This window comes from Mammaliicoccus sp. B-M6, assembly GCF_022386965.1.
GTDB lineage: Bacteria > Bacillota > Bacilli > Staphylococcales > Staphylococcaceae > Mammaliicoccus > Mammaliicoccus sciuri_A.
In genome coordinates, this window is record NZ_JAJNHJ010000003.1 from 110,786 (window position 1) to 126,095 (window position 15,310).

The 15,310-nt window shown below is 33.0% G+C and carries 16 protein-coding genes; 7 read left to right on the forward strand and 9 right to left on the reverse strand.

Features of this window, described 5'->3' with window-relative positions; translation table 11 throughout:
* Positions 1-2 precede the first annotated feature (2 nt).
* The 3 genes from LQ693_RS02040 to LQ693_RS02050 are packed head-to-tail and all read right to left on the reverse strand — an operon-like array spanning position 3 to position 2,291.
* Positions 3-698, reverse strand: coding sequence for an amino acid ABC transporter permease (locus tag LQ693_RS02040; RefSeq protein ID WP_107565338.1), 696 nt, complete (start codon positions 696-698; stop codon positions 3-5).
* Positions 699-709: 11 nt separating this feature from the next.
* The gene (locus LQ693_RS02045) at positions 710-1,537 is read right to left on the reverse strand and encodes a transporter substrate-binding domain-containing protein (protein ID WP_204259287.1); all 828 of its coding nucleotides are present in this window, start codon (positions 1,535-1,537) and stop codon (positions 710-712) included.
* A 10-nt stretch (positions 1,538-1,547) separates the two neighbouring features.
* On the reverse strand, positions 1,548-2,291 hold the full coding sequence (locus tag LQ693_RS02050; RefSeq protein ID WP_103362168.1) for an amino acid ABC transporter ATP-binding protein: 744 nt from the start codon (positions 2,289-2,291) through the stop codon (positions 1,548-1,550).
* Positions 2,292-2,483: 192 nt separating this feature from the next.
* Between LQ693_RS02050 and LQ693_RS02055 the strand changes: the two genes are divergently transcribed.
* Together LQ693_RS02055 and nfsA are read left to right on the forward strand one after the other, a co-directional pair.
* Positions 2,484-3,767, forward strand: a complete 1,284-nt coding sequence (locus tag LQ693_RS02055; protein ID WP_107565336.1) for a homocysteine synthase — start codon at positions 2,484-2,486, stop codon at positions 3,765-3,767.
* A 138-nt stretch (positions 3,768-3,905) separates the two neighbouring features.
* Positions 3,906-4,661, forward strand: coding sequence for an oxygen-insensitive NADPH nitroreductase (nfsA, locus tag LQ693_RS02060; RefSeq protein ID WP_239703041.1), 756 nt, complete (start codon positions 3,906-3,908; stop codon positions 4,659-4,661).
* 53 nt (positions 4,662-4,714) lie between these two features.
* On the opposite strand, the gene LQ693_RS02065 is transcribed toward nfsA, so the two are convergent.
* Both LQ693_RS02065 and LQ693_RS02070 read right to left on the reverse strand, forming a co-directional pair.
* Positions 4,715-5,392: an ABC transporter ATP-binding protein gene (locus LQ693_RS02065; protein ID WP_107565335.1), complete on the reverse strand. Its 678-nt coding sequence runs from the start codon at positions 5,390-5,392 to the stop codon at positions 4,715-4,717.
* A gap of 2 nt (positions 5,393-5,394) precedes the next feature.
* Entirely contained in the window at positions 5,395-6,447 is a 1,053-nt protein-coding gene (locus tag LQ693_RS02070; RefSeq protein ID WP_119493784.1) for an ABC transporter permease, read from the reverse strand.
* A 180-nt stretch (positions 6,448-6,627) separates the two neighbouring features.
* Here LQ693_RS02070 and LQ693_RS02075 point away from each other — a divergent pair, with 180 nt between their 5' ends.
* The gene (locus LQ693_RS02075) at positions 6,628-7,047 is read left to right on the forward strand and encodes an OsmC family protein (protein ID WP_025904710.1); all 420 of its coding nucleotides are present in this window, start codon (positions 6,628-6,630) and stop codon (positions 7,045-7,047) included.
* A 55-nt stretch (positions 7,048-7,102) separates the two neighbouring features.
* Here LQ693_RS02075 and LQ693_RS02080 read toward each other — a convergent pair whose 3' ends face one another.
* Positions 7,103-8,002, reverse strand: a complete 900-nt coding sequence (locus LQ693_RS02080) for a DNA-3-methyladenine glycosylase family protein (RefSeq protein ID WP_107565334.1) — start codon at positions 8,000-8,002, stop codon at positions 7,103-7,105.
* Between the two features lie 137 nt (positions 8,003-8,139).
* Between LQ693_RS02080 and LQ693_RS02085 the strand changes: the two genes are divergently transcribed.
* Entirely contained in the window at positions 8,140-9,039 is a 900-nt protein-coding gene (locus LQ693_RS02085) for an ABC transporter substrate-binding protein (RefSeq protein ID WP_025904708.1), read from the forward strand.
* A gap of 312 nt (positions 9,040-9,351) precedes the next feature.
* Positions 9,352-9,909: a TetR/AcrR family transcriptional regulator gene (locus LQ693_RS02090; protein WP_239703040.1), complete on the forward strand. Its 558-nt coding sequence runs from the start codon at positions 9,352-9,354 to the stop codon at positions 9,907-9,909.
* Positions 9,910-9,991: 82 nt separating this feature from the next.
* Here LQ693_RS02090 and LQ693_RS02095 read toward each other — a convergent pair whose 3' ends face one another.
* From LQ693_RS02095 to LQ693_RS02105, 3 genes are all read right to left on the reverse strand, one after another.
* Positions 9,992-10,321 (reverse strand): hypothetical protein, encoded by a 330-nt coding sequence (locus LQ693_RS02095; protein WP_048541837.1) that lies wholly within the window; start codon positions 10,319-10,321, stop codon positions 9,992-9,994.
* Positions 10,322-10,384: 63 nt separating this feature from the next.
* Positions 10,385-11,818, reverse strand: a complete 1,434-nt coding sequence (locus LQ693_RS02100; RefSeq protein ID WP_025905707.1) for a sucrose-specific PTS transporter subunit IIBC — start codon at positions 11,816-11,818, stop codon at positions 10,385-10,387.
* Positions 11,819-11,941: 123 nt separating this feature from the next.
* Positions 11,942-12,778, reverse strand: coding sequence for a hypothetical protein (locus LQ693_RS02105; RefSeq protein WP_119493783.1), 837 nt, complete (start codon positions 12,776-12,778; stop codon positions 11,942-11,944).
* A gap of 151 nt (positions 12,779-12,929) precedes the next feature.
* On the opposite strand from LQ693_RS02105, the gene LQ693_RS02110 reads away from it, so the two are divergent.
* Together LQ693_RS02110 and LQ693_RS02115 are read left to right on the forward strand one after the other, a co-directional pair.
* A complete protein-coding gene (locus LQ693_RS02110) occupies positions 12,930-13,871 on the forward strand; it encodes an agmatinase family protein (protein WP_025905703.1) in 942 nt (313 codons plus the stop codon).
* Positions 13,872-13,899: 28 nt separating this feature from the next.
* Positions 13,900-15,123 carry an Nramp family divalent metal transporter gene (locus LQ693_RS02115; RefSeq protein WP_107565331.1) on the forward strand — a complete coding sequence of 408 codons (1,224 nt, stop codon included), beginning with the start codon at positions 13,900-13,902 and terminating at the stop codon, positions 15,121-15,123.
* The last annotated feature ends 187 nt before the right edge of the window (positions 15,124-15,310 follow it).

Genomic DNA, 15,310 nt, shown 5'->3' on the forward strand with positions numbered 1-15,310 from the left:
GCTCACCTCATTTGTTCAGTTTGATATGGAATATTGTATTTCTTTTCTAAAAGCATCACGATAAATTCGACTATGATACAGATAACCCAGTAAATGATACAAATCGCGAAATATACTGGAAACATGCCTAGTCCGTAGTTATTACCGATAATTAAATTTACTTGTCCCATCATATCGATTAAACCGATTGTAAACGCTAATGATGTGTCTTTAATCAGTTCTATAACTTGATTACCGGTGTTTGGTAAACTATTTCTAAAACCTTGTGGAATAATAATTCTTAATAAAATTGTACGATCATTAAGACCGACTGTTTTCCCTGCTTCAATTTGTCCTTTATCAACTGAGTTATATCCAGCTCTCATCACTTCTGATAAATATGAACCAGTATGCAGCGTGAATGTCAAAATAACAAAGAAAAGTCTACTAAAATGATTAATATCAATGTACACCCACTGCAATATGATCGGTAACGCAAAATATACTAAAAATAGTTGTAATATAAGTGGCGTACTTCTAACAAAGGATACATATAATTTTACGATTTGGGATAGTGCAGGTACTTTTTTGATTCTAATAACTGCTAATACTAGCCCCAATATCATCGCAAATAAAAGAGAAAGAACGGTTATTAACAATGTAATTGGTAGTTTATCCAGTATTTGCACAAACAAATCTGGCCAAGTAGTTGTTCCCATATGTCTCCTCCTTATAAGCGGTCTTTAATATCATTTAATGACTCTTTATCATCAAATATATTAAATCCAAACCATTTTTTAGATAATTCCTCTAGCGTACCGCCTTCTTTTAACTCTTTAGTAGCTTTGTCTATATCTTTTTGTAATTGCGTATTTTTCTTATTATATAAAATATGAACAGATTCTTTTGAAACAACGCCACCAACTTTTACATCAGCATTGAGTTCTTTTTGAATTGCTTGGTAAGTTGTTAAGTTTAAGAACATGGCATCTCTTCTTTTAGATTCAATCATTTTGAAATTCTCACCATTTGAAACTTTATGAATTTCATCAATGTCGATTTGATTATTATGTGTCTTGTTGTAACCTGTTAAGATTGAATATAATCCGCCACTTGGTGACATAGGCGTCAGTCTTTTATGTTGTAAGTCATCTAAAGTTTCAATATCATTTGTATCGTTATGTACAATAAGCGTTGTTAAAGAATAAACATAGGGTTCTTTTTGATATAAGAATTTCTGCTCTCTTTCAGGCGTTTTGAAGAACCAATTAATACCCATATCAAATTTACCAACACCAATACCAACAACGTTAGATTCTTCTTCTCCAAATTCATATTGGAAATCATACTGTGGTAGTTTCTTTTCAAGTTCTTTCATATAATCCATATCGTATCCGACTGGTTTATTATCACTATCTGTATATAAATAAGGCGGATTAACTTCTGCAGATAAAGCTACTTTAACTACTTTTTTACCGTTATTTTCTTTCGTGATTGTGCCGCAACCAGATAAAGAAATGATGAGCATCATCAAAATCAATAATTTAATATACTTCATTCTTTACCTCCTACAATCCGACTGGTGTTAAACGACTTAAGAATCTTCTCGTACGTTCAGACGCTGGATTATCTATAACGGCTTCTGGTGTTCCGCTTTCAATAATTTCACCTTTATCCATAAACACAACTTGATCAGATACTTCTTTCGCAAATTGAATTTCATGCGTTACAATAACCATCGTTCTACCTTCGCTTGCGATTTCTTGAATAATATTTAACACACCTTGTACAGATTCCGGATCAAGTGCTGAAGTTGGTTCATCTAATAACAATACTTCAGGTTCGATACTGAGTGCTCTCACGATACCAACTCGTTGCTGTTGTCCACCTGATAATTGAACAGGATAAACATCTGCTTTATCATCTAAAGATACTTTCTTAAGATATTTCATAGCTTTCTCTTTAGCATCTTTCTTCTTCATTCCTTGTCCGTATATCAAACCTTCTGTAATGTTTTCTAAAATTGTACGGTTTTTAAACAAATTATAGTGTTGAAAGACCATTGCAGATTGACTTCTTAAGCGCGTAACATCCTGCTTTTGATAATTTTCTACATCGAACTTACAATTCCCGAGTTCGATTAATCCTTTATATGGTGTTTCAAGCATATTTAAACTTCTTAGTAGCGTCGTCTTCCCCGATCCACTTGGTCCAATAATTGTTGTGACGGTTCCTTTTTCTTGTTCAAAATTTATATTTTTCAAAATTTCTTGTGTACCAAATTTATGATACAATCCTTCAACTTTAAGCAAGTCATCCACTCCCGAGCGTAATAATATTTTGAATTTATCATAACTATTCTTATAAGTAAAGTCGGCTTTAAATAAAAAAATGCTTTTTTAAAGGCTTTATGAAATTTTCTTATCTTTTAACTCGGATTTAATTGAATTTTTAAAATTGTCTGACTATAATGACATATATATAACTTAAGGAGGTATTTATTAATGACACAAGAAAATTGGAATAAAGAGACATTAGCAATTCACGGTGGTCAAGTACCTGATCCTGTAACAGGTTCTACAGCTGTACCTATTCATCAAACAACTTCATATACGTTTAAATCTACTGAACATGCGAAGAACTTATTCGCTTTAGCTGAAGAAGGTAACATATATTCTCGAATCATGAACCCAACAAATGATGTATTCGAGAAACGTATCGCTTTATTAGAAGGCGGAATAGCAGCATTAAGTGTTGGTAGCGGTCAAGCAGCCATTACATTGAGTATATTAAATATTGCAGAAAGTGGCTCTGAAGTAGTCGCATCTACTAACCTATATGGTGGTACATATAATTTATTTGCTGTAACTTTAAAGAAATTCGGCATTAAAGTGCACTTTGTAGACCCAGATGATCCAGCAAATTTTGAAGCAGCAATCAATGAAAATACGAAACTTATTTTCGCTGAAACAATTGGTAACCCACGTATCGATGTATTAGATATTGAAGCTGTTGCTAAAGTTGCACACGATAATGGTATTCCATTAATCGTCGATAATACATTTGCTACACCTCACCTACTACAACCAATTAAATTTGGTGCTGACATCGTTGTCCATTCTGCGACTAAATTTATTGGTGGTCATGGTACATCAATTGGTGGTGTGATTGTAGATAGTGGTAAATTCAACTGGGATAATGGCAAATTCCCTGGATTAGTTGAACCTGATCCAAGTTATCATGGTGTATCTTATGTCAATGATGTTGGTGCAGCTGCATACATTACGAAAGCACGTGTACAATTATTGCGAGACATTGGACCAGCACTTTCTCCATTTAATGCACAACAATTCCTAATCGGACTTGAAACTTTACATTTAAGAACAGAACGTCATTCTGAAAATGCTCAAAAAGTTGCAGAGTTTCTAGAAAATCATGAAAAAGTAAGCTGGGTTAATTATCCTGGTCTTAAATCTAATCAATATCACGAACTCGCAACTAAATATTTACCTAATGGCCAAGGTGCTATCTTAACATTTGGTGTTAAAGGTAATTCAGAAGCTATTCCCGAATTTGTTGAAGCACTGAATTTATTTTCATTATTAGCAAACGTTGGTGACTCTAAATCACTTATCATACATCCAGCAAGTACAACACACCAACAATTAACATACGAAGAACAACTAGCATCAGGTGTTACAAAAGACTTAGTACGCTTATCAGTTGGTACAGAATCTAGTGAAGACATTATTAAGGATTTAGAACAAGCGTTAAATAAAATCAAATAAGTTTCACTTAATAAGCGTTTAGGATATCATATAACATCCTAAATGCTTATTTTTTATTTAAAGCACCTTATATGAATATTTTTAATATTTTTGATAACATTTATATATCATAAGTATTATAAAGGAGCACTGAACACAATGAATCAAAGTGTATTTGACTTAACTCAACAGCACCGATCTGTTAGACAGTTTAAAGATGAACCTCTTTCTAAAGAAACTGTAGAAAAATTAGTAAAAGTAGGACAAATGGCTTCAACTTCAAGTTACGTTCAAGCTTATTCTATTATTGGTATTACAGACCCAGAAATTAAACAAGCATTAAAAGAAGTATCAGGGCAACAACATGTTGTCGATAACGGTTATTTATTTGTGTATGTGATAGATTATTACCGTCATAGTTTAATTAACCAAGAAACACAAGGTAATATGCAACCTAGTTTTGAGTCAGCTGAAGGCTTGCTAGTTGGTACGATAGATGTTGCACTTGCTGCACAGAATGTAGCTTTAACTGCTGAAGATATGGGGCTAGGCATTGTTTATTTAGGATCATTACGTAACGATGTTGGTCGAGTAAGTGAGATATTAAACTTACCTGAGCATGTCTTCCCACTATTCGGTATGGCTGTCGGTGTACCAAGTGATGACGATCAAGGTTCACCTAAGCAACGTTTACCATTTGAACATGTCTTCCATGAAAATCAATATAATGCCGACAAAGAACAACAACTCAATCAAATTAAACAATATGACAAAGACATACAAGAATATTATGAAAAACGTACCCAAGGCAAGCGCTCAGAATCTTGGTCAGAACAAATTAAGAATATGATGAGCAAAAAAACAAGACCAGATATTCTAGAAAAATTAAATTTAAAAGGATTTATTAAAAAATAATCATACAAAAAGCGACTGTGAGATGATTAACAATCTCCAGCCGCTTAATTTAATTATGATACTTGTTCCTCAATTCTTCCGTCACTTAATTTAATCACTTTATCTGCAAATTCAAATATTCTTTCATCATGTGTAATCATAATACCAATTGAATTATTTTCTTTCACACTATTTTTAATCATTTTTGCTACTTCTATTGCACGTTTTGAATCTAAACTTGCAGTAGGCTCATCTGCCAAAATCATTTTTGGATGATTCATCCAAGCTCTCATAATTGCAACACGTTGTTTCTCCCCGCCTGACAATTCATTTGGATATGATTTAAGTCGATGAGATAAACCAATTTGTTTTAATAATTTTTCTGCTCTTTCTTTAGCATCTTTTTTACGCATACCAGCCATTTCACCAACATAAACAAGTTGATCTGTAACATTTAAATATGGTATTAAGTGTGATGATTGAAAGATAAATCCTATTTGATTCAATCTCATATCTGTTAATTTTTTATCTGATAAGTCTACATAATCTAAATCGTCTAAAGTTATTTCTCCTGAGCTTTTGCCAAGTAATCCACCAATAATAGAAAGTAATGTAGATTTCCCTGAACCAGAAGCGCCATTCAAAATAACAAGCTGTCCTTTTTCTGCTGTAAATGTAATGTCATTTAATACTTGTGTTTTTGCTTCATTTTCTCCGAATGATTTTGTAACATGTTCAACAACTAATCCCATTATTATTCGCCTCCTATAGCTTCAAGTGGTTCGATTTTTGTCACTTTAATCAGTGATAATACGGCGCCGATTAATGAAACAACGATGAATACGGCTACCATTAACATCATTAAGTTTACGTCAATATAGAATGGCATTGAAACTGGCATCACACTGTTGATGATAAATATAACGGCAATGGATAAGACCACGCCCGCTAATGTAATCATCAGAATTTGCAGCATTAATGATGCGATAAGTGATATGTTTTTTGTACCGATTGCTTTTAAAATACCAAATTGGCTTGTTTTTTGAATTGTCATAACATAGAAGAATGCCGTAATAACAATCGCTGAAATAACGAATAAGAATACAATCATCAAGTTCAATGGTTGTTGTTCTGCGTTATAACTTGGAATGGCATTTAACATGTCATCTTGTGAAATGACTTTAACATTGTCTACGTCGTTGATTTCATTTTTTTGATGATCATTCAAGTTGTCATATGCAATGACTGAAATATGATGACCTTTCAACGCATCCATGCCATTTTCATTTACATATGCCATAGATGTATGTGAGAACATGATATTATCTGCGAATCCTGAGATTCTATATGATTGATCGCCTTCTGATAATTTAATTTCGTCCCCTACTTTAAAACCTTCTGCTTTTAATTTTTCATTCAATAACACTTCGTTTTTATTTTGAGGTAAATGTCCTTCTGTTGGTTTCGGTTTAATGTTATTTGTCATTTGTGTAAACATTAAATCTGTTTTCCCACTTTTAGTATCAATTTTTTGCATTGCTGTTTTGATTGTGTCGCCTTTAGCAATTGTATTAACAGCGTCATCAGTTTTCGTCGTAATATTAGACTGACTCAAGTTATTGTCAGCATCACTGGCAATTACGTAAGTACTTTTATTCCATTGTTCAATTCCCGATACGTTCTCTTTAGCTAACCCTTGTGCTAAAGCTGATATAAATAACACTAAAAATGCTAATAAGAATAAAATTAATGTTACGAGTAGATATTTAAATTTGTAATAAGTAAGCTCTTTGTGTGCTAGTTTCATGTCTATCCGTTCCTCTCTCTTTAATGTATATACATATCATAACGAGGCAATATGAACTGAATATGAACAAAAAGACATAAAACAAATTTTTTTATTTTAATGAATGATTATGGGAAAGACGATTTACTAGTCTATATTATTTGAAGTTGATACAATTTAAAAAAAGAGGAGGAGAGCTTAATGATTAAGTCTACTTGGCAAGGTAAGAAAACTTTTAAAGCACAATCCAAATTTGGCCATGACATCATCTCTGATGCACCAACAGAATCAGGTGGAGATGACAACGGTCCATCTCCTGTTGAACTTTTGCTAAGCGGTTTAGCTGGATGTACTGGAATTGATGTTACTAATTTAATGAAAGAACGTTTAGCACAAGTTACCAAATTAGAAATTACTGTAGATGATGAAAGAGAAGATACAACATCTCGTGCAGTGAAACATGTCACATTAATCTTTGATGTTGAAGGTGAAGTGGATTTAAAAAAATTAAAGCGTTCCATAAAACTGAGTGTTGAAAAATATTGTACGGTTGCACATTCTTTAAAAGCAACAATTGAACCAAAACTTATCTTTAATGGTGAAGAACAAACTTTAGACTAAAAATTAAGAGTTGGATGAAATACCCTATTTATCGTAGAGATTTCAATCCAACTCTTTAATTTTGAATATGTGGTGCTCGCCATATATAAAACGTTGCATAAGAACTCCACTCATGCCAACCTTCATTCAAACTTAACATTTGTTCTTTAGATGGTTTCTTATCTAAATTCAAGATGTCTTTCAATGCGTTTTGTAGCCCAACATCCCCGATTGGAAAAGCATCCTGAACACCTAACGCACGCATCATAACATAATGTGCTGTCCATGGACCAATCCCTCTAATTTTAATAAGTGTACGCTCAATATCATTTGTATCTTCAATATCCAACAACATGTCTTTAGATAACATTTGAGAATGCATTCTTTTCGCAATATCTATTAAATATTCTGCTTTTCTTCTTGAAAATTTCAAATCCATCAACTCTTGTACAGAAACATTTGCAATCACTTCAGTTGTAGGATGGATGTAATAAGCTTTATGATTATACGTAATTTTCTCTCCATAAGTTTGAACAAGTCTCTTTTTAAGTTGGTATGCAAATGTTAAATTAATTTGCTGTCCAATTATGCCCCAGGAAATAGCTTCAAATAAATTAGGAATTCTAATCAATCTTAAACCATATAATTCCTGGATTAATGGTTTTAATATTTCATTTTTTCTACCATATTGGTAAAACGATGATAAATCTGCTGAGAAATCGAACCATTCTTCTATATATGCAATTATTTTTTCAGTAAGTGTAGGATTTACAGAAACATCATTTAAAATCTCAACAATTAAGTAATGGCGATGATAATAAATACACATCAACAGTCGCTCGCCATCTAAATTTATCGCACGATAAATTTTATGATCTTCAACTTCAAATAACACTTCATTCTCATCTCTTTTTAAATAATCTAAGCATTTTTCATAGTCGAATATTTTGGGACATTCTATTCTAATTTCATGCACGAGACATCACCTCCATCGTTACAGTTTATTATCCATTATTAACAATTTATAAACAAATTTAAAATAAAAAAATGGATACTATTTAACAAATTAACATGATATAATTGAAAGTAATTATCAATTAGGAGAGAGAAAAAATGACAAAAAAATTACTTGTATTCCTCGCTACATTGTTACTTGTATTAGCAGCTTGTGGCAACAAAGATGATGACTCATCTAAAAGTAAAACTCACAAATATAAAACAGATGAAGGAAAAACAGTTGAAATTCCTAACAATCCGAAACGTGTTGTGGTATTAACAACTAACCAAGGTAACTTCCAAAAACTTGGTGTTGATCCAGTTGGAACAGATGCTGATTTCCCTAAATCAAAGTATGTTGACGATAAAGACGGGAAACGTGTTGGTTCTGAAGATGTTGAAGCTGTTACAAAACTTAAACCAGATTTAATCATTACTTATAATGCTAATCCACAAATTAAAAAATATGAAAAAATAGCACCTACTGTACCATTCGACCACAGTAAACGTACTTTTAAAGAAGTACACATTGAAATCGGGAAATTATTAGGTAAAGAAGATCAAGCTAAAGAACAAGTTAAAGAATTAGAAGATATCATGGCTAAAGACGGGAAAGAAGTTCAAGACAAAATTGGTAAAGACAGCACAGTTTCTATCATGGAAGTTGGACCTAAAGAACTTACATTAATCGGTAAGAACTTTGGTAGAGGTTCAGAAGTCATTTATCAAGGATTTGGATTCAAACATCCAGAAGCAGCACAAAAAGACATTCCTAAAGAAGGTTGGTTAACAACTTCATTCGAAAACTTTAATAAATACACTGGTGATTATTTATTAATCCCTACTGAAAATGGAAAAGCACCAAGTTCTTCATTAACTAAAGGTAGCATTTGGAAAAACACACCAGCAGTTAAAGAAGATCAAGTGTACTACTATCCAAGAAATGAATTTATGTATTCAGATCCAATTTCAATCGAAAAACAATCTAAATACTTCAAAGATATGTTAACTAAATAATAAAGCAGAGACTAGGTCATACTGACCTAGTCTCTTCTATTATATATGTTGGTCTTGTGAACACTTCTGCACAAACTTGTTCATAACGGAGTTGTTAGTTACAAAACTACTGAGATTTGTTACTATGGACAGTCTTAATTACAAAACTCGGCCGAAGTGTTACTAACACACTCGTTATTTGCACTTCTCACCAAAACTGCTAATAACAACATGCTCGCCTACAAAACTCATATCAACAATACCTCACAACCTCCCTATTTGCATTTCATAAATTTTATGCATACACTGTATATTAAAGGAGTGGAATTAATTTTGACTAAACAAACGGATTTACGTGTGATTAAAACTAAAAAAGCACTCACAGAAACTTTAATCTCGATTCTTAAAGAGAAAAATTTCTCAGAGATTACTGTAAATGAAATTTGTCATGCATCTCTTATACATAGAACAACATTTTACAAGCATTTTATGGATAAGTTTGATCTCTTACAATATGCATTAAGCGAATATACGAAAGATTTCTTTGAATTAGATTTATACGACCGTCTACATCATCCTTTTCAATCGATGGAAAAGGCATTTATCAGTGAGTTAAGTGACGTATTTGAAAAACCAAAAGATAATAGTGATACTGCATTTATGGATGAAATTGCTAAGTACTTTATTGAGGTATTCAGCAAAGATTTTAAAAATAATATCGATATGGTTTCAACACCAGAGCATTTACCTCAATCTTTACTACCTTTTATTTACGCTTCTAATTTAGCTGGTATTATACATTGGTCAAAGTCCACAAATAATGATTTAGACTATGAAAAGCTTGATAAAATTTTTAACGAAGTCAATATTATTGGATTGAATAACAGTTAATCAATTTCATCATTTGTATTTAAAAAAACCTTTCAATTTAGACCTGTTATGGTCTTCATTGAAAGGTTTTTAACGATGTTATTTATTGTTGAACAAGATTGTTAACGTAATCTTTGAATGCTTCTTTGTCGCCTTCTTCAATATCTATCATTGCAACTTTTCCTTGAGGGAATTCAATAAATAATACACCTTTATCTTCTATTGTAACGGCTTTGATATCTTGATAACTAAATACTCTTTTATAAGGTTCACCGTTCATATCAACGCTCATAATGACACGTTCGTTTGTTGTAATATATGCCCCTTTAAATTGGCTTTGTTCGCCTACTTTATAAATAATTGTTCCTAATACACTTGGACCAACTTTTTCTGTAGGATATAATTCGTTTTCATCAATTTCATTTAATTTCATGTTCAATACCTCCATTTAATAACTACTTCTATTGTACGAAATAATGAGAGGTCATAACAAATATTATGATTGCACATCTCTATATGCTTTTCTTCTAGATAATACAATTGTAACAACGAATGCGACAACAATTGCTATCGCCATACCGATAATATAGTTAAACCAACTACCTGGAGCTATAGAAATAAATCCTGGTAATCCCGCTGTACCGAGTGCAATAGCTTTTACTTTTGTTGCAGCTACATAACAAGAACCAACACCTGATCCTATAATCGCACCGATAAATGGATAACGTAATTTTAAGTTTATACCAAACATAGCTGGCTCTGTAATACCTAACAATGCAGAAATACCTGCTGCTGAAGCAGTACCTTTCATTTTATGATTCTTCACAATAAAGAATGCTGCAAGTGTTGCTGCCCCTTGTGCAACGTTAGACATTGCTGCAATTGGGAATATAAATGATCCGCCTGTATTTGCTTTGTCTGCAATCAATGTTGTTTCAATAGCGATAAAGCTATGATGCATGCCAGTAATAACAATTGGTGCATATAATAATCCAAATAATAAACCACCGATTGCACCACCTGTTTCATATAACCAAGTTAAACCGTCAGATAAGAAAGTTCCTGCAGTTCGTGTAACTGGTCCAACGACTAAAAATGTAACAAATGCTGTAAAGAATAATGACAGTAATGGTGTTAATAAATTATCTAAAGTAGAAGGAATGACTTTTCTAAATCCAATTTCTAATTTAGCAAGTATGTAAGATGCGACTAATATAGGTAACACTTGTCCTTGATAACCAACCATTTTGATAGAAAGTCCAAAAATTTCCCACGTTGGGATTTCGTCGCCTTTTACTAAAGCTTTAGGATAATCATAACCATTCATTAAACTAGGATGCACAAGTATCATACCAAGTGCAGCTCCAAGAAATGCGTTTCCTCCAAACCGCTTCGCTGCACTAAAACCTATTAGAACTGGTAGAAATACGAATGGTGCATTAGCGAAAACATTAATCATATTAGCTAAACTTGCAAATTGACTATGTACATCAATAAATGACGCTTTATCATAAAATAAATCTTTAGCTGTCAAAATATTATTAATCCCCATTAATAAACCACCTGCTACAATTGCAGGAATAATCGGAACAAATATATCTGATAACATTTTTACAAATTGCTGAATCGGGTTTAATTTCTTAGTCGATTTTTCTTTTACTTCTGATGTTGTAGATGCCTCTAATCCAGTTAAAGATTCCATTTCCGCAAAGACTTTGTTTACCGTTCCAGAACCTATAATAATTTGGTATTGACCACCGGTTGAGAAAGTCCCCTTAACAACATCCATATCATTTAATTGGTCTTCATTTACTTGAGACTCGTCTTTTAATACAAGTCTTAAACGTGTGGCACAATGCGCAATAGCTTCAATGTTATCTTTCCCACCTATTGCTTCAGTAATATTCTGAGCTTCCTTTTTATAATTCATTCATTTCACTCCTTATTTATCCCGTTCTTTTTGGTACCGGTACCAAAAAGATTCAAAAAAATATATTAACATGTTCTGATTGTAATCGGTTCCATTAAAATTGTCAACGCTACGAATGTAATTTTACTGATTTAAATTAATATAACCAGCTCTAATTTTTTTGCCATTTTCATTAAATGATTCAACATAACCATCTTCACTAACATTGTATGACCCTAGTAGTTTGCCATCTTTACTTGAATATGAAAATCCAAACACGTCACCTTTCTTCTTAGGTTCTTTCCAAATGATATGATCTGTTCCATCTTTATCTATACCTTCAAACGCTTCTACTGCATCAAATACGTTATCTCTCGTAATGGTTGTTTGTTGATTATCCCTTGAATTTTCAAACTTAAAGTCATCTGGAAATTGCATGATATATTGAATATTATCATCGTCATTATTTCCTTTTGTATATACAACAACTTGGTAGCCGTTATGATTCGTCTTGTTATAAACAACAAATGAATGTCCTTGTCTCGTTCTTAAATCTTGTGTTGGTTCACCATGAAAATCTACAAAGTCTTTGTACGTAACGTGATTACTAGGAACGATACTGAATTGTTTAACTGGATAACCTTCACTCAAATAATACATAACCATAAAGTTCCCATAAACATGCCCTTCTCTTCCTAAAAAATTACGTACTTCTTCTTCATCTCCATATTTAGATTCTATTTCTGTCTTGTCCATTGTCTTCATTAATCCTTTATATCCCGTAACATGGTTTTCATTCATATAATGATCAGAAAAATCCTGTGATAAAACATTAATTTTTGGCGTTTCTTTTTTATTTTTATGTTGTTTATTATTGGATTTCGAAGATTTTTGATTGTGATTTTGAGGATCTCCTATTGTGATACTACATCCTGTTAAGAGCAATATAGCAGTAATCATCCATACACATTTATATATCATGATTATAAATCCCTCCAATCATTTTAAGTAAAATTTAATTAATATATTAAAATTAATATTCCCTTTTTCAAAAATAATATTCAGAAAAGTTTGAAAACGAATGATTACTTTTATATAATGTGAATAAATAATTGAAAGGAGAACTTTTACAATGACAGAACGAATTTATGGCAATACACCTTGCTTTTTAGGTGGTAAAAACTTAACAAAAGAAAAAGATTATTCCACAGACGTTCTCGTATATGGCGTCCCTTTCGAAGGACCTTGCACTTGGGGAGATTATACAGGGTGTGAATTAGGACCGAAACAAATTAGATTATCTTCTGCTAGATATAGCGGATATTTACCTGAATTAGATCATATAGATGTACATAAGCATTTATCCATCGGCGATGTAGGTGATGTTTCAACTGTACCGCATGATGTTGATCAAACGGTTCAGAACATTGAAGCATTTGCTGAAGATTTATGGAAATCTAATAAATTTTTAGTTGGCTTAGGTGGCGACCACGGTATCACCTATCCAATTTTAAAAGGATTAACGAACACCGGGAAAAAAGTAGGCATTATTCATTTAGATGCGCACTATGATAATATGCCTCACTATGAAAATGAACAATTTGCGCGTAATACACCTTTCATGAGGTTATATGAAACAGAAGGCATTCGAAACGAAAGCTTAATTCATACTGGTATTCATGGACCTCGTAACCAGCCTGAAACGGGACAATTCGCTAAAGAAAATGGTGCGGTTACTATCACAATCAATGAAATTAAAGAAACATCTGATTTACGTCAGTTTGCGCGTGATATTTATGCACAAGCAAGTAAAGATGTAGATGTCGTTTACTTAACGATCTGTAGTGATGTACTTGATTTCGCTTTTAATCCAGGTGGACCTGTTGATGGTAATGGTTTAACAAGTTATGAACTTTTAACAATGATATACGAATTTGGAAAGTTAGGTCTTATTGGTATGGACTTTGTTGAAGTTTATCCAATGCAAGATGCGAATCAGAACTCTGCTCACTTTGTATCAACTGCTGTACTTTATGTATTAGCCGGCCATATTAAGTATTTAAACAAAGTTTAATGCCTTACAAACGAAGGGATGACAAGATATGACTGAAAAGAGAGAAAGAAGTAAGTTTAGTATTTTTGGTCCCGGAATGATTATTACTGCATCATTTGTTGGTCCTGGTACCGTTACAACCATGACTCAAGGTGGTGCAGGATTTGGATACAGCTTACTCTGGGCAGTAGTCTTCTCAATCATCGCAACGATTGCACTTCAAGAAATGGTTGCTCGATTGGCGCTTGTTACAAATGAAGGTTTAGGAGAAGCTATACGGGATATTTTTAATCACCAATTACTTAAACTCATCACAGTTTGGTTCAGTATGATTGCTGTCGCAGTTGGTTGTGCAGCATACATATCGGGGGATTTATTAGGGACATCGTTAGGTGCTGCCTATTTACTAGGCATTCCTGAAAATTATATTGCACCTGTCATTGGTATAGTTATTTTGTTAATCGGGTTAAGCGGTAGTTATGATTTAATAGAAAAAGTTATGACCGTACTCGTGCTCATTATGGGTGTCATTTTTATAACGACAGTCATCGTCATTCAACCAGATTTCGGTGCTGTCTTAAAAGGTGCCTTCATACCAAGCATACCTAACGGCTCATTATTAACAATCATCGCACTAATTGGTACAACAGTAGTACCTTATAATTTCTTTATCCATGCCAGTTCTATACATGAACGATTTAATGGTATAAAAGATTTAAGAATTGTAAGAATCGATACAATTGTTGCAATAGGATTAGGTGGACTGATATCTGCTGCCATACTAATTACAGCAGGTACACTCATCCACGGGAAAGAAGTCACAAGCTTAGTAGAATTATCCGAACCACTTAAACCAATTTTAGGAGACTTAGCACCTATTTTCATGAGTGTTGGCTTATTCTCAGCTGGTCTATCTTCAGCAATTGCCTCTCCAATGGGTGCCGCAGCAACAATCAGTAGTTGTCTCCGTTGGAAAGGTGGCGTAAAAAGTAAAAAATATAGACTCGTGTTCGCAATCGTCATTTTCATAGGTATCATCACTTCTTCACTCGGATTCGAACCATTAGAAGTCTTACTCATTGCACAAGCATTAAATGGCATCATTTTACCGCTCATCGCAATATTAATCTTTGTAATATTAAATAAGAAGAATATGATGGGTAAATTTGCAAATGGCATCGTCCTTAACATCATCGGACTATTTGTCGTACTCGTCGTATCATTTTTAGGTGTCTACAGTTTAATAGATGCTATACAAAGCTTTATAGGATAAATCAAAACCACCCGTTTAACGGGTGGTTTGTTCTGCGGCTATAAGCCTCTATTACTGACCAGCCCTAAAAGGGCACTGAGAAGATCAGCCAAATGAACTACTTTCCCAGCAACCCTTAAAAGGGTTGTTTTATTTTTTCTTCTTTCGAGTTTCTTCCCCAGTAAAAGGATCTATGTACTCTATCATT

Excerpts from the sequence above, each read along its gene's own strand:
- LQ693_RS02040 (WP_107565338.1), bottom strand. The coding sequence starts at position 698 with ATGGGAACAACTACTTGGCCAGATTTGTTTGTGCAAATACTGGATAAA.
- LQ693_RS02045 (WP_204259287.1), bottom strand. The coding sequence starts at position 1,537 with ATGAAGTATATTAAATTATTGATTTTGATGATGCTCATCATTTCTTTA.
- LQ693_RS02055 (WP_107565336.1), top strand. The coding sequence starts at position 2,484 with ATGACACAAGAAAATTGGAATAAAGAGACATTAGCAATTCACGGTGGT.
- nfsA (WP_239703041.1), top strand. The coding sequence starts at position 3,906 with ATGAATCAAAGTGTATTTGACTTAACTCAACAGCACCGATCTGTTAGA.
- LQ693_RS02065 (WP_107565335.1), bottom strand. The coding sequence starts at position 5,392 with ATGGGATTAGTTGTTGAACATGTTACAAAATCATTCGGAGAAAATGAA.
- LQ693_RS02070 (WP_119493784.1), bottom strand. The coding sequence starts at position 6,447 with ATGAAACTAGCACACAAAGAGCTTACTTATTACAAATTTAAATATCTA.
- LQ693_RS02075 (WP_025904710.1), top strand. The coding sequence starts at position 6,628 with ATGATTAAGTCTACTTGGCAAGGTAAGAAAACTTTTAAAGCACAATCC.
- LQ693_RS02085 (WP_025904708.1), top strand. The coding sequence starts at position 8,140 with ATGACAAAAAAATTACTTGTATTCCTCGCTACATTGTTACTTGTATTA.
- LQ693_RS02095 (WP_048541837.1), bottom strand. The coding sequence starts at position 10,321 with ATGAAATTAAATGAAATTGATGAAAACGAATTATATCCTACAGAAAAA.
- LQ693_RS02100 (WP_025905707.1), bottom strand. The coding sequence starts at position 11,818 with ATGAATTATAAAAAGGAAGCTCAGAATATTACTGAAGCAATAGGTGGG.
- LQ693_RS02105 (WP_119493783.1), bottom strand. The coding sequence starts at position 12,778 with ATGATATATAAATGTGTATGGATGATTACTGCTATATTGCTCTTAACA.
- LQ693_RS02110 (WP_025905703.1), top strand. The coding sequence starts at position 12,930 with ATGACAGAACGAATTTATGGCAATACACCTTGCTTTTTAGGTGGTAAA.
- LQ693_RS02115 (WP_107565331.1), top strand. The coding sequence starts at position 13,900 with ATGACTGAAAAGAGAGAAAGAAGTAAGTTTAGTATTTTTGGTCCCGGA.